Source organism: Geofilum sp. OHC36d9 (assembly GCF_052400685.1).
Lineage (GTDB): Bacteria > Bacteroidota > Bacteroidia > Bacteroidales > Marinilabiliaceae > CAZHHH01.
Genome location: NZ_JBQTGJ010000003.1, coordinates 283,704 through 298,729 on the forward strand (window position 1 = coordinate 283,704; position 15,026 = coordinate 298,729).

13 protein-coding genes are annotated in these 15,026 nt (G+C 39.5%); 4 read left to right on the plus strand and 9 right to left on the minus strand.

Going from position 1 to position 15,026, the window contains the following annotated elements; genetic code table 11:
- Nucleotides 1-7: 7 nt before the first annotated feature.
- Together ACT3CD_RS06090 and ACT3CD_RS06095 are read right to left on the minus strand one after the other, a co-directional pair.
- Nucleotides 8-613 (minus strand): IMPACT family protein, encoded by a 606-nt coding sequence (locus ACT3CD_RS06090; RefSeq protein WP_444643915.1) that lies wholly within the window; start codon nt 611-613, stop codon nt 8-10.
- A 60-nt stretch (nt 614-673) separates the two neighbouring features.
- Nucleotides 674-1,270, minus strand: coding sequence for an NAD(P)H-dependent oxidoreductase (locus tag ACT3CD_RS06095; RefSeq protein WP_444643917.1), 597 nt, complete (start codon nt 1,268-1,270; stop codon nt 674-676).
- A 493-nt stretch (nt 1,271-1,763) separates the two neighbouring features.
- Between ACT3CD_RS06095 and ACT3CD_RS06100 the strand changes: the two genes are divergently transcribed.
- Nucleotides 1,764-4,721 carry a DEAD/DEAH box helicase gene (locus ACT3CD_RS06100; RefSeq protein WP_444643919.1) on the plus strand — a complete coding sequence of 986 codons (2,958 nt, stop codon included), beginning with the start codon at nt 1,764-1,766 and terminating at the stop codon, nt 4,719-4,721.
- A gap of 88 nt (nt 4,722-4,809) precedes the next feature.
- Complete coding sequence (locus ACT3CD_RS06105; protein WP_444643920.1) at nt 4,810-5,094, plus strand: hypothetical protein; 285 nt, start codon at nt 4,810-4,812, stop codon at nt 5,092-5,094.
- Between the two features lie 215 nt (nt 5,095-5,309).
- Here ACT3CD_RS06105 and ACT3CD_RS06110 read toward each other — a convergent pair whose 3' ends face one another.
- The gene (locus ACT3CD_RS06110) at nt 5,310-5,579 is read right to left on the minus strand and encodes a hypothetical protein (protein WP_444643922.1); all 270 of its coding nucleotides are present in this window, start codon (nt 5,577-5,579) and stop codon (nt 5,310-5,312) included.
- Between the two features lie 176 nt (nt 5,580-5,755).
- Between ACT3CD_RS06110 and ACT3CD_RS06115 the strand changes: the two genes are divergently transcribed.
- A complete protein-coding gene (locus tag ACT3CD_RS06115; RefSeq protein ID WP_444643924.1) occupies nt 5,756-6,472 on the plus strand; it encodes a GIN domain-containing protein in 717 nt (238 codons plus the stop codon).
- Nucleotides 6,473-6,515: 43 nt separating this feature from the next.
- Here ACT3CD_RS06115 and ACT3CD_RS06120 read toward each other — a convergent pair whose 3' ends face one another.
- From ACT3CD_RS06120 to ACT3CD_RS06145, 6 genes are all read right to left on the minus strand, one after another.
- A complete protein-coding gene (locus tag ACT3CD_RS06120; RefSeq protein ID WP_444643926.1) occupies nt 6,516-7,217 on the minus strand; it encodes a DUF6320 domain-containing protein in 702 nt (233 codons plus the stop codon).
- A gap of 3 nt (nt 7,218-7,220) precedes the next feature.
- Nucleotides 7,221-8,474, minus strand: a complete 1,254-nt coding sequence (locus ACT3CD_RS06125; protein WP_444643928.1) for a hypothetical protein — start codon at nt 8,472-8,474, stop codon at nt 7,221-7,223.
- A 628-nt stretch (nt 8,475-9,102) separates the two neighbouring features.
- Entirely contained in the window at nt 9,103-9,975 is an 873-nt protein-coding gene (locus ACT3CD_RS06130; protein ID WP_444643930.1) for a bifunctional 5,10-methylenetetrahydrofolate dehydrogenase/5,10-methenyltetrahydrofolate cyclohydrolase, read from the minus strand.
- Nucleotides 9,976-10,017: 42 nt separating this feature from the next.
- Nucleotides 10,018-11,352 carry a signal recognition particle protein gene (gene ffh / locus ACT3CD_RS06135; RefSeq protein ID WP_444643931.1) on the minus strand — a complete coding sequence of 445 codons (1,335 nt, stop codon included), beginning with the start codon at nt 11,350-11,352 and terminating at the stop codon, nt 10,018-10,020.
- Nucleotides 11,353-11,691: 339 nt separating this feature from the next.
- Nucleotides 11,692-12,480, minus strand: a complete 789-nt coding sequence (locus tag ACT3CD_RS06140; RefSeq protein WP_444643933.1) for a hypothetical protein — start codon at nt 12,478-12,480, stop codon at nt 11,692-11,694.
- Nucleotides 12,481-12,654: 174 nt separating this feature from the next.
- Nucleotides 12,655-13,629 carry a Gfo/Idh/MocA family protein gene (locus ACT3CD_RS06145; RefSeq protein ID WP_444643935.1) on the minus strand — a complete coding sequence of 325 codons (975 nt, stop codon included), beginning with the start codon at nt 13,627-13,629 and terminating at the stop codon, nt 12,655-12,657.
- A 367-nt stretch (nt 13,630-13,996) separates the two neighbouring features.
- Here ACT3CD_RS06145 and ACT3CD_RS06150 point away from each other — a divergent pair, with 367 nt between their 5' ends.
- Nucleotides 13,997-14,983: a metallophosphoesterase gene (locus ACT3CD_RS06150; protein ID WP_444643937.1), complete on the plus strand. Its 987-nt coding sequence runs from the start codon at nt 13,997-13,999 to the stop codon at nt 14,981-14,983.
- The last annotated feature ends 43 nt before the right edge of the window (nt 14,984-15,026 follow it).

Below are 15,026 nucleotides of genomic sequence, written 5' to 3' on the forward strand. Positions count from 1 at the left end.
CCTATTGTCATAACGGTTCGATACGTACCGACTCTATTTTACCAAGCCTCTGAATAAGTGCCGGGGCATTTGACTGACGAATGGAAAGACGAAGAGAACAACTCAGATTAAAATTTTGTTGAAGAACATTGGGATTTTCGTCTTTCACCACACGCATAACATCATTCATGGCCCCATAATCAAAAAACAGATCGAAGACAGAATCCACTGTTTTAGCAACGATGGCTGCATTGTCCAATGCATCGGCCGAAGCTTCTTTGTATGCTCTTATCAAACCACTGGTACCCAGTTTTGTGCCACCAAAATAACGCACTACCACAATCAGAATATTGGTAAGCTCATGCGATAAAATTTGTCCATGAATAGGCTTGCCAGCTGTGCCCGACGGTTCACCGTCATCGTAAGCCCTGTAGTTCATCCCATCGAGGCCCAATTGCCAGGCGTAGCAATGATGCCGTGCATCATAGTACAATTGCTTTAACCCATCAATGTGCGTCTTTATTTCATCTTCGGTCATTACCGGGTAAGCATAAGCCAAAAACTTACTACCCTTTTCTTTGTAAATGCCTTCAGAAGCCGATTCAATGGTATGATATAAGTCTGAAACAGTCATCAATAACCCCTAAATTTGTCCAAAAGTACAAAATCTGAGTCGTGATAAAAAAAGACAAGACTAAAAAAGACGGCTGGCCTGAACGGGCTGATAAGCATCTAAAGCCATTTCGATGAAATGATTGCGTCGACTTTCATCGGCTACCGTAATTTGTGGATAAAACAAATGATCAATCACCGCCATTCCGCAGTAACCAAAAACTTCGTCACCCTGACTGCTTCGAAAGGCCTCAATAAGGCCTTTTGCTTCGTACTCTTCCACTGTATTACCCATGGTGGTGTGCAATATTACCTGCTTATCCTTTAATAGGGGCTCCGGTCCGTTTTGCGTATACCGGAAGGCAAAACCATTGGCTAAAACACGGTCGATATAACCTTTTAGTATCGCCGGAAAGCTGGCCCACCAAAGCGGGTATATAACAGTAATCAAATCAGCTTCGGCCAGATATTTTTGTTCACGCTGAATATCTAAAGGTGTTTGTCTTAATTTCAACATCTTTAAATCATTGGGAGACAATATGGGGTTAAAATTGATTTTATAAAGATCCCTCACTGTTACCGTCCACGCTTTATTGTTATAAAATTCATAAATGCTTTTGGACAAATAATTACTAAAACTATTTTCTGAGGGATGAGCGGTTATTATTAAATGATTCATACCAATCGGTTCGTTAAAATTATTGATTCGTGCGACTTCCAATAAAACTAAAAAACCGAGCATTTGTTCGCCCCAATAACACCAAATAAATCGGAGCACAATGGTTACAAACCACTCTCCAGACAATTCTGTTGATTCTTAATCTATTGATACAATGAGATATAGGTTTTGACAAAAAATATTGTGTCAATTAAAAAGCTTCATTTTTAAGGGTTTAGAAGCTTAAAAAATGAGAGTTTAATCCTGTAAATCACTATTTTAAAAACAAGCGTAACGAAAAAAACAGAGTTTCTCGCTGACATTATATATCTGCTTATTATTCAGAAATAGCCACGAGGCTATAAACTACCTACTTTACAGACATTAAGAATTACTCACATAGATGTAACTTTAATAAAGTGATTAGAAACCCATTGTTTTCGGTTACAAATTGGCTTCAAGAATATCGACTTTCACTATATTTGTTGGTTTGAACCACCAAATAATACCATCAATGGAACAATTTATTGTCGTTTTCACAAAAAAAAGAAACATAGGATTAACCGCCATTCCCTACCACGCCAGTTACAGTGAAAACAACCCTATTTCATTGATTGAACACGTCACGCCAACGCATATCAGCAAAAATGAGGACAGGTATAACGATGCCGAAAAAGAAATTGTCATAATTCTATCGCGCATCAGTGAACACGCCTTATTTAAAAAATTTGGCGGGAAACAAATCGCAACATTAAAAGAGTTTTTTGATGTATTACCGACACTACCACGCTTCGAATCGACGATAAAACCATTTATTGAAAAAATCGTTTATGATCTTATTCGTGCTATTGCCGGCACCTCCGTTCCATGTTATTACAAAGACGATACCTTCAGCAATTTGTATGAATCCGACCGACTTACGATACCCTCTGAGCCGGCACAACCGGATTTTAATTTTGAAATAAAAGAGGAAAATCTTCATTATAGTTTTAAAATACGACAAAAATCAAATACTGGTGGTGATGACAAACTATTCTCACCAACCGGACAACCAATCGAATTTATCTGCACCAGTCCCGCTGTTTTAAAAATTCGGCACACACTCTATTATTTTGAAAATATTGACCAAAAGAAGCTCAATCCGTTCCTTACTAAGACAACCATTATAGTTCCCCGGCAGCAGGTGAGAACCTATATGAAAACCTTTGTTTCAAACTGTATCAGGAATTATAACATAACGGCCAAAGGCTTTACCATCAACAACAGTGAACAAACCCCGAAAGTACAATTGATTATGAGTTACGACCTTAATCATATGCCTGCTTTGGCTCTTCATTTTAAGTACGAAGAGGCCAGCTTTCTGGCTGACAGAGGGGCTTCGGTATTTGTCAAACTGGAAGAGTCGGCTTCTCTGTTTCATTTCAAGAAAATAAAACGTCGTTACGACGATGAAAAAAAAGTAATGGCACAACTTCAGACCTGGGGATTGGAACAAATAGGTGAAGCTCTTTTCAGACCAAAAGAAGCCCACGATATGACCGATGAAGCAATGGTAACCTCTACCATTGTGCAATGGCTGAGTCAACATGAGTCAAAGCTAAATAGTATTGATTATTCATTTGAGGCCAATAATCAAAATGAAAAATTGTATGTGGGCCGGCATTCTCTGGAAATTGATACCTCCGAAACCAACGACTGGTTTGAAATACGGGCAAGAGTTCAAATAGGTGATTTTACCATTCCATTTGTGAAGTTTCGACGTAACTTGCTTGATAACGACCCGGAATTTATTCTGCCAAACGGACAAATTTTTATGTTACCGCCCGAATGGTTCACACGGTTCAGCGAATTATTTAACTACGCCAAAGCAGAGCAGAATGCACTAAGACTACCCCGCTCCCATTTTCAGATCATTGAGCAAGTTAAATACGGCGTTTCAAACATTAAAAACAAAGAAACCGGCATTCATTTTCCGGAGACCACGTTACCCGAAGGCCTAAATGCCACTTTGCGGCCGTATCAAAAGGAAGGATATGCCTGGATGAATTTTTTGCTGAAAAACCATCTTGGAGGTATCCTGGCCGACGATATGGGTTTGGGTAAAACACTACAAACCATCACGTTGCTTCTAAACATTTATGCCAAATCGGAAACGGCGCGCGACAGCGAGCCGGCACCGGTTGAGCAACTATCATTATTTGAAGCGCCTTCGCCAGCTAAATTTAACAAAACGAATCAGCCGGCATCCATTATAGTCATGCCAACATCACTCATACACAACTGGCAAAATGAAATTCAAAAATTTGCGCCTTCCATTAAAACATACCTCTACACCGGAAGTAATCGTCTTAAAACCAAAGATATTGGCAAAATATTACGTCATTATCATGTAGTGCTAACTTCCTACGGCGTTTTACGCAATGATATTGAATACCTGAAAAATTATCATTTTCACCACGTTATTTTAGATGAAAGTCAGTATATAAAAAATCCGGGCTCAAAAATCTATACAGCCGTAAATTCGTTGGAATCCAGTCATCGTTTGGTACTAACAGGAACACCCATTGAAAATTCGCTGACCGATTTATGGGCACAACTAAATTTTGTCAACAAAGGATTGCTTGGTACACTGGCATTTTTTAAACGCTATTTTATCCAGCCAATCACCCGACAACAAGATGAGACCAAGGAAGAAAAACTTCAGAAGCTCATTCAACCATTTATTCTGCGGCGCACCAAAGAACACGTTGCCAAAGACTTACCGCCAATAATGGAACAGGTGATACATTGCGATATGACCGATGAACAAAATCAATTTTACGAAAAAGAAAAATCAGGGGTACGTAACAGCTTGGCGCACATATTTGAATCCAAAAGTCCGAAGCAAAGTTCCATTATTGCGCTTCAGGCCTTGTCAACACTGCGACAAATAGCCAATCATCCGGCCATGGTCGATCCCAATTACACGGGTTCGTCGGGCAAATTCGAACAGATGCTTGACGCCTTGCAAAGCATCGTGGCCGAAAATCACAGTGTATTAATTTTCTCATCATTTGTGAAAGATCTGGATTTGATAGAGAAAGAACTTATTCAAAAAAAACTTCCGTATGCCAAACTCACCGGCGCCACACGCGAGCGACAAAAAGTGATAGAAGAATTTAACCAAAATGCGGCCATATTTTTAATTTCACTAAAAGCAGGCGGTGTAGGACTAAATTTAACCAAAGCCGATTATGTGTTTATGCTGAATCCCTGGTGGAACCCGGCTGCTGAGGCACAGGCCATCAACCGTGCCCACCGTATTGGTCAGGATAAAAATGTGTTTGTGTACCGCTTTATATCCACCGGCACTATAGAAGAAAAGATAGCCCGTCTGCAACAAAACAAATCCCGCTTGGCCGACACGTTTGTCCACACCAATAATCCCCTGAACGATCTGTCGAAAGATGAAATTATGGCACTTCTTGGCTAATTAAAATGATAGTATATTTGTAACTTAAGACTATCGAAAAACAATTGGTCATGTTCGAGCCTGTCCACAATCTTTAAAATCTGAAAACATGGAGACTTTTGAAAACTACAAACAAAAATTGCAAGCCCGTATTGAAGGCTGGGAAGCAGAAATGGCTGGTATGAAAGCCAGACTCAAAGAGGCCACTGCCGATAAAAAAATCGAGTATCAAAAAGAAATTGATAGACTGGAAGAAGAGATGGAGAAAGGAAAAACCCGTTTAAAAGAACTTCAAAAAACAGGCGGGGAAGCTTGGCTTGTATTAAAAAAAGGCGTTGATGAAGCCTGGGATATATTTGCCAAAAGCATTAAAGATGCCAGTTCAAAATTTTAGCTTCAGCCAATAAGATAAGTACGGGATAAGAAAATATAGTTTACCGGATAATGATGGATTCATTCTTATGCCTACGAAAAAAACTATGCTTATGAAATCTGGATTCTGTGCTCACGAAAAAGATACACGTAACAAGCTTTAAATCATCGGCATCTGTTTAAAATTAAAAAATTTGATTAGCAGCCAAATTTCAGGAGGATGCCAGGGCTTTTAAGTTACGTTGTGCTTGTTTCCCACCTCAAGGCAATAAAGTTAATTTTCTGAAAATTACTTACAAAAGCGGCATTTCTTCTTGTGCTGGAGTAAGTCGGATCACGAATACTTTTGAAATTAAACTTCAAATACGAAGCTTGCGAAGTCATAAAAATAAAGGGACTGACGACCGAAGTATAGGCAGAAGCAATGCTATTGCTGTGGATTAATCTTATAAATGCTTTGATTATGCTTTTCAAGGAGTAAGAAGACGAAGTCAGTTTACTTTTCATAAATGACGGTTTTTATGACAAGCGTAACACAGAAGTTAACTTTATAAACCAACACTAAATAAACAAACGACTTAAAAACGGGATAACCAAATAGTGGCTTTATTTTTGATGGTAAACCCACAAATAATATTTAATACAAACAAGAAAAAACGCATTTTAAACAAAAACATAATTTTATGATAAAAGCATCTTTCATTAGTCTGCTAACGCTCATCTCCTATTTTAATTGCTATGGTCAGCAGAACGTTCAGGACGCCGATTCGGCCGTAGTAATTGAAACCCGTGCATTAAATAATTTCGACAAAATTATCGTATCAAGAGGTATTAATGTAACATTGGAAGAAGGTTTATCACCCCAGGCTGAAATACGAATTAAAAATGCGACCCCTGACGATGTCATCCTTGTACAAGAAGGCATGACAGTTACCATTAAGATGCGACCAAAGATATATAAAGAGATGGCTGTAAATGTGTTTATTACCCTGGGAACCAATCCCATTCGGGAAATTAATGCCGGAACAGGTGGCAGTGTTTATTCAGAAATAGAACTGGAAGGTGATCAGCTTAAGCTGGAGGCCGGAGCCGACGCATCAATTCAGCTGCAAGTCGCAATGAAAAAAGTGGTTGTAAATACATCAGCTGCCACCATCCATTTAACAGGCACCTCTGATTTTCTGGACATAACAGCATCTGCTGCGGGGAGATTTGACGGTCTTAACCTCGAAACCGGTCAGGCAGCAGCGAAGGCAAACATGGGCTCTAAAATCTATTTATGGGTCACTCAAAAACTTGAAGCAAAATCTGCTACCGGTGGCAAAATCGGTTACACAGGCAACCCCGAAAAAGTGGAAATAAAAACCAGTTTGGGTGGTACTGTTGAAGAAATTGAATAATAATGTAAGGGGACCATACTTTCATCGTATTGTCCCCCATTTTTTACCGATGAAAAATGCGCTCCAGACTTTTATTTTTGGTCAGACGGAAATGAACATATATCAACACAAAAGCAACCGGCACAACACATGCCAAAACGATTACGCTCCATTTTAAAGCAACAACGCCGGTTTTATAAATTGAAAAAATAGCTTCAAGTCCCAACATATAAATACCAATTGCCAGCAAAGCATAAGCAACCAGATTTACACCTTTTCGTTTCACCTTCTTAAAAATCATCATTAATACTGCCGCAATGGCGTTTCCGGTAAATAATACGGGTATTGCAATGGGAAAAGCCCATTGCAGGCCATTGGTCAATAGATCTATCAAAACTACAAAACCGGAGGCTCCCAATAAGCCAGTGGCTATTTTAATAACAGTAGTGGTTCTCAAAAATGCAAACGACGAAACATACGAAAAAACCATTAAGCTAACAGCCACCGGATATTCAGACCACGAAATACGGTGACTCATCAAAAAATCGATGGAAAATGTTGCAATGACAGCCGATATTATGGTAATGGAAACAATTTCCCAAATCACCCGCTTCTGCGGTGGAGTCATTTCTTTTCCGGCATTCAGATCAACTTCATTTTCGCTATTTTCGATCATGGGGTGTGTCTCGTTAATTGAAGTACCACACAACGGGCATTTTGTCATGTCCGGCTCCAATTCAACACCACATTTTTTACAATATATCATAACCTACGATTTTAATATTTTTACCGATATCCCCTGTTGAATCATAACAGAGAAAAAAAGACGTTCTAACTCTTTCGAAGCAGTAATGCTTCCAAAATTAATTATCAAATTCCCCTTAAATCCAACCATCCCAGCACTGACTTTGATATGCTTATTGGGCGGCGGCGGAATAAAATAAAACCGTTCGATACGATGCTCCATTGCTGTCGGCAATTTTAGCGATCCATAATTGGTTATCACACCGCTATACTGATTGGCACCAGCGGCATAAAACAACGAAATGACAAACGATTTTAAAAATAAAGGCATACTCCGTACAAAAAAGTTCTTTTCACCGGCAACATTACGCGACATTGTTTTATGAATTAACTTCTGATCTGTTTCGAGCCGCATCTGATAATGCACCATTTTTACAATCTCCTCAAAAGTGTATGCCCCCAGCCGCAAATCAATACCGGGCATAACAAAAAGCGAAAAATTGCGCATTGTTTTGGAAGGAAAAATATTACGGAGGTTGATTGGTACCTGAATACGCAGTATACGATGCCGCTTAAACCCTGGGGTTTTATTATACAGATTTTGCAAAGCAAATAAGTAAACAGCCGTCAGATATTCCGTTACAGATACTTCAAAACCTTTGGCCGTTGCAATTAACTGCCGCAGAGGAATGGTTGCCGTGAGCACATTAAAAGAAACAGGATTCTTAAACGGCAGGTGAAATGCTTTTGGTTGTTTTACCGGCGATACATTAACCCGCTTAAAATATCGGTTGTAAGCATCCTCATACTCTTCTTTATCAGGCTTTAGCTCAAATTCTTTCGTCACAATATTTTCAACACCACAAATTCTGAAATAGTGGTTCAATACATATTTTAGAAACGAAAAAGCCCCCGAACCATCTGTGAGTATGTGAGAAAACTCGACACTAATTCGATTGCCTTTTACCAAAATTCTGAATAATAACTCATCTTTAGCAAAAGCCCGGCAAGGTGTATCAAAATCAGGTAATACCTTAAACTTCAAATCTGAAGATTCCAGATAATACCAGAAAGCACCGGTTTTAAGTGTCACTCTGAAATATGGAAAACGGCTCTCTGCCAACGAAACAGCCGATATTAAAGGTTTAATTTTGACCCGATCGGTCAACACTGCCGTAATTCGAAATACCGCAGTCAATTCAGCATTTTGTATGGCCGGATAAAGTTTGGCTGCGTTATCGAGTTTTAGCCAAAAATTTTTTGATTTTAAGTTTGACATACTCTATTTGATTGGGTTGAAAAGTTAATAAATTTCAATCAATCAGCCAATGAAATTAATAAAATGGCGGTTTTCCTTTCTTCTGCTTTGAGTTTTTACAGATTTTCGTCAAAATCAAAATTATCTACTCGTGGACTATTGAACCCTTGTTGAATTGTTTGGGACAATGGCTTTATTTTCTTCATTTTCCAAAAACCGAAGGTCAGCAGGTATCAACTCACTTACATTGGTATATCAACCTGCAGATCCTGGCGATTGTACAAATTGGTAAAATAAGTAGTTCCTGATAATATTAGGAGTGCTTTCCATTGCTAAACGATTTTATCCAAAGTACCCTATTATTGGTAAAACCGTCAAATACAACTTATCGCCCATTAATTACAACGATGGCCGGCAGTATGACATCGTGATTATCATTCGGCTATTTTAATGAGATTCAGCAAAAATCTGCGTATGGATTTTTTACGACTGCGGCATGCTTACCTTCAAAATGGGCATTTACACAAGTAAACGTACACTTCGCATAAGCCTTACATGTTATTTTTCAAGCTCAAATTGCTGATTTTAAGCATATACATGATTGAGTACCAGCTATGAAATGGCACTTCAAAACGTACCTGTCTGCAGATTATCTTTTTGCAGCAGCCTTCAGGGTATTCAGCAGCAACGACACAATAGTCATAGGTCCTACACCACCTGGTACCGGTGTAATAAAACTGCATTTGGGCGATACTTCGGCAAAGTCTACATCCCCTTTCAGGCGGAAGCCACTCTTTGTTTCAGTAGATGGAACACGGGTGGTACCCACATCAATAACAACAGCACCTTCTTTTACCATGTCGGCCTTCAAAAATTCAGGAATACCAATGGCAGCTACGATTATATCAGCCTGCAAACAAATTTCTTTGAGATTTTTTGTCCGGCTATGGCAAACTGTAACAGTGGCGTCGCCTGGGTTTCCTTTAAGTGACAAGAGAATACTCATAGGGCGTCCCACGATGTTGCTGCGTCCTAATATAACCACATGCTTGCCTTTTGTTTCGATATCATACCGCTTCAGAAGCTCCATTATACCTTGGGGTGTGGCCGAAATAAAAGCATCGCCACCGGTAATCATACGCCCCAGGTTTTGTGGATGAAAACCATCCACATCCTTGGAAGGGTCAATGGCTTCGGTAATTTTTTCTTCAGAAATATGTTTGGGTAAAGGCAGCTGAACGATGAATCCATCCACGTCAGGATCATTATTCAGCTTATTGACCGCTGCCAGCAATTCATTTTCAGTAACATCGGCCGTAAAACGAACCAAAGACGAGACAAACCCCACTGCTTCGCAGGCTTTAATTTTAGCTGCCACATAGGTTTCACTGCCGCCATCGTTACCCACCAAAACAGCAGCCAGATGTGGTTTCTTTTTACCTGAAGCAATCATTTTCTTAACAGCCTCTGCAATTTCAAGTTTTACGGCCTGTGAGGTCTTTTTCCCGTCAATAAGTTGCATATTATACTGGTTTATGGTTATAATAAAGTGATTGGCAAAAAATTAACGTCGCCCCATTGGCATATTGGCCATTAATTTGGACAAATTCTTGCCTTGACTCATCATCTTCATCACCTTACGCGTATCTTCAAACTGTTTTATAAGTCGGTTTACCTCCTGAATGGTAGTTCCACTGCCATCAGCAATACGTTTACGACGGCTTCCGTTAAGTATCTCAGGCCTTTCTCGCTCGTCGGGCGTCATCGAATGTATGATGGCTTCCACCTCTTTGAATGCGTCATCATCAAAATCCATGTTTTTAATGGCCTTACCCATACCAGGAATCATGCCCGCCAAATCCTTTAGGCTACCCATTTTTTTGATTTGCTGAATTTGACTCAGAAAATCATTAAAGCTAAATTGATTTTTGGCGATTTTCTTTTGCAGCTTTTGAGCTTCTTCGGCATCGAACTGCTCTTGTGCCCGTTCTACCAAAGAAACGATATCACCCATACCCAAAATACGGTCGGCCATACGGCTGGGGTGAAACACATCCAGCGCATCCATTTTTTCGCCGGTACCCACAAATTTTATTGGCTTGCTAACCACGCTTCGGATAGAAAGAGCGGCACCACCCCGGGTGTCACCATCCAGTTTGGTTAATACAACACCATCAAAATCCAATCGGTCATTAAATTCTTTGGCGGTATTCACGGCATCCTGCCCCGTCATGGCATCAACCACAAACAATATTTCGTCGGGTTTTACAGCCGATTTAATGGCAGCAATCTCTTTCATCATTGCCTCATCAACAGCCAAACGACCGGCGGTATCAATAATTACCAAATCATAGCCTTTTTGTTTGGCTTCTTTAATGGCATCTTTGGCAATTCTTACCGGATCGGTACTGCCTTCCTGCGTATAAACAGGTACTCCTATTTGCTCACCCAGCACCTGCAACTGGTTGATGGCAGCAGGACGGTAAACGTCACCGGCAACCAACAAAGGATTTTTGGATCTCTTGCTTTTCAGATAATTTGCCAGTTTACCGGTAAATGTTGTTTTACCGGATCCCTGCAAACCTGCAATTAAGATAACTGCAGGTTCCCCTTTTAAATTGATATCGGTGGTTTCCCCACCCATCAACTGAGTCAGCTCGTCATGAACAATTTTGACCATCATCTGCTCGGGCTTAACAGCCGTCAGCACATTCTGACCCAAGGCCGTTTCTTTTACCGTTTCGGTAAAAGTTTTGGCCGTTTTAAAATTGACGTCGGCATCCAATAAGGCGCGACGAATATCTTTAAGCGTTTCCGCTACGTTAATTTCAGTGATTTTGCCCTGCCCTTTAAGCATTTTAAAAGAGCGATCGAGTCTTTCCGATAGATTCTCAAACATCTTTGGTCACATTAAATTTTGCGCAAAATTAGCAAAAAATAGGATTAAAGAAAAGATAGAATGAATATTCGGAAAAAATTGAATATTAATTAGAGTCTGTCCATAAACTAAGTATTTGAAATATAAAGTTCAAATACGAGGCTCACGAAGTCATAAAAATCAAGGAACTGACGAACGAAGTAAAGGCAGAAGCAAAGCTATTGCTTTGATTATGCTTTACAAGGAGAAAGAAGACGGAGACAGTTTACTTTTAGTAAATGACTGTTTTTATGACAAGCATAACGAAATAGTTGACTTTATAGATAGACACTAGTCATCATACTCTTGCACACATAATAGTCATCCGGGTGTCAAAACGGCACATCCGTATTCATCATGATTTATATATGCGACCATTAAACCAGCCCGTTCAGCTTCATCGCGAATCTCTTCCTTTGAAAAATATTTTGCCCAATAGCCATACCTAAAACACTCACCCATTTCGACTTTTCTCTTAGAAAGTCTGTTACTTAATTTAAACACCAAATCCAAATGCTTCCTGCTATCCCCAATTCGCCAATAAGAAATAACAATAATACCGTCATCATTTAACAGATTAGCACGAACTTCCTTTAAAAATTGAACCCGGTTATCGCGCCCATATAAATGCGTATAAAGACCCCAGCCAAGCCACCAAACATTACCTTTAACTTTTGGGACTGTATTTATCGGTTGCAAATTATAGATGACTGGTAAGCCTTCATTTTTGAAAAAATTATTGGCATAGGCCACCATTTCAGGCACTGCTTCAAAAGACTTAACGCTATAACCCGATTTCAATAACGAATAGGTTTCCCGACCGCCGCCAGCCCCAATGATTATAATTAATTCGTTTTTAGGAATATATTGATCCAAAATAACCTGTTCCCAATTAAACAAACCTTTTCTGGTGTTTTCGTCTTTTGTATATACTTTATCGCCCCGGTATTTGGCAAAAGTAAGAGCATCCATCCTTTTTTGAGACAGAAAAGCCAACCAAAAAGCCTCGTTAAAAGTATCCAGCTTATAAATAATTCTCCAAAAAAATCGGACACTTTTATACCCAATATTTATGATACGTTGAATTGTCAACAACATATAGTACAACATGGTATCAATATTTCATAAAAAAATGTAGCTAAAGGTGTATTAAATGAAATAAGCCCAAAAATACGGATAACATTTGTGCTTTGGGAGTATCAAAGTTGACAGGAAATACCGCAAAAAGCCACTGATATCAGGGTTTCGATGCCAGATAAAACAATCGGCTTATAACAATATAAATTAATCCTTAACCACTTGTTCCATCACCCAATTCGTTTGTGCTGCAGTTTCACCTGTACTGACGCACTGACACTTACCGTTAATAGCCTCAACTACTTGTTCAATTAAATTATATTGAATATTCTCAGGGTTGAGACACGGAAATTCAAGAACTCCTTTAGGAGTGATTAACCGCACCGGCGAATGTCCAAAGCCCGAAAACTGAATCTTACCTTCCGTACCAATAATTTCCATAACATCTTCCTGTGCCGCTTCACCCGTAACGAACGACCAGGCCCCAACGCCCAGAACCCCCGATTTAAACCGGAAATTGGCAACCACCGTGTCTTCTGCTCTATATAACCCACCCATGCAATCTGTTAAGCCGCTTACCTCAACAATATCATCAAACACAAACATCAAAAAATCAAGTTGATGGGATGCCAGATCGTAAAAGATTCCTCCACCAGCTGTTTTCGGGTCTACCCGCCACGATTGATTATTAACATTGGCTTCCACTTCGAGGGCCGGACGCGTAAGACGAATATTAACCATCAAAGGTTTTCCGATGCGACCATCTTGTACCAACTCCTTTACCTTCAAAAATCCAGGTAAAGTGCGTCGATAGTAAGCTACAAACAAAGGACTACCCGTTTCGCGGGATACTTTCAGCATTTCCTGGCATTCGGCATACGAAGCCGCCATTGGCTTTTCAACATACACCGGTTTTCCGGCTTGCATGGCTTCAATGGCATAACGCGCATGCGTAGAAGGTGGCGTTGCCACATAAACCGCATTAACATTTGTATCGTTTATTAAGTCAGATGCACTATCGTACCATGTACTAACACCATGGCGACTCGCATAATCTTTCGCTAATTGGCCATTTCGGCGCATCACAGCCACCACCTTCGAACCTGTGACCTTATTAAAGGCCGGACCACTTTTCTTTTCAGTAACATCACCGCATCCAATAAAACCCCAACGTACTTCCATAATTTTATGTTATAAATAGTGCTTGTCAGAATTGAATATTTTTTATCAAGCACTTAAATTTCCATGTTGATACTATAATTAATAAGTCGTGTCAATAATAAGATACTTTTTTTTTCGTTACTCTCGCGTCTAAATTGATCATTTACAACCGTCAACTCAAATTTTCCCAACTGCACAAAACTTGTATTTGAGCTTCGCAGCAAACGCCTCCCTTTACAGACAGCTACACGATGTAATCAAGATATTGCTTCGATGACAAACCAAACAAAAATAATCGATAAAAAATGAAGTTAAAAGATTATAAGTTCTGGAAAAAATCACCATTTTAGAGTGCCTAAAATTGATATAAAAATAAAAAAATCAGCACGTGATTTCAAAGATACAGAGTTTTATCAAATGCCGAAGGGAAAAAATAGTCATTTCAAGATATGAAAAGCTGGATATCATTGGGGATATTCACGGATACCACAAGGAATTAGTGGCATTGCTTGAGAAAATGGACTATACAAAAATAAACGGTGTTTGGCAGCACCCCACTCGAAAGGCCATCTTTGTTGGGGATATGGTTAGTCGCGGACCCGCAACCAGTGACGTTTTAAAACTGATCCGGCAAATGGTTGACAATCAATCGGCAATGGCCGTTTTAGGTAATCATGAACTAAATATGATCGGTCATTTCACAACCAAGAAAAACGGACGTTCGTACCTGATTCTGGCGCCAAGCAACAAAAATCAGATGGAAACCATACGGAAACAATTTGGCAATGATGAGGAATTGTACGACTATGTAAAGTGGCTACGAACTTTGCCTTTTATGATTGATTTTGGTCGCATACGAGTGGCACATGCCTATTGGAGCCCTGAAAATCAAAAAATATTATCTTCAAGTATAACTGGAGGTAAAATATCAAGATCACAATTAAAAGAGATCTTTAAGCACGAAACGCCATTTGCCGAAGCGGTATGGCAAACCACGCGAGGCATTGAAATAAATCTTCCCAATGACATGATAATAAAAGACGCCCAAAACTTGCGTCGTGCCAATTTCCGTATAAAATGGTGGGAAAAACCAGAAGGACAAACTTTTCGCACCATCAGTTATGGAAATCGGTTTGTGTTACCGGAATACACTATTCCACCGGAAATAATTAAGCCATTTGAGGTGTATCAGAACAACAATCCAATCATGATATTTGGGCACTATTGTGCGGCCAAAGAACCAATGGTAGTATCAGATAATCTGTGTTGCATAGATAGTTGCGTAGCCAGCTCCAAAGGAAAACTTAGTGCTTATCGCTGGAATGGTGAAAAAAAAATAAATTCCGATCATATTATTCAGGTTGACCGGTTTTAAAGATAGCAATGCGCCTTAATTAGTTTTTGTTTATAAAGTCAAC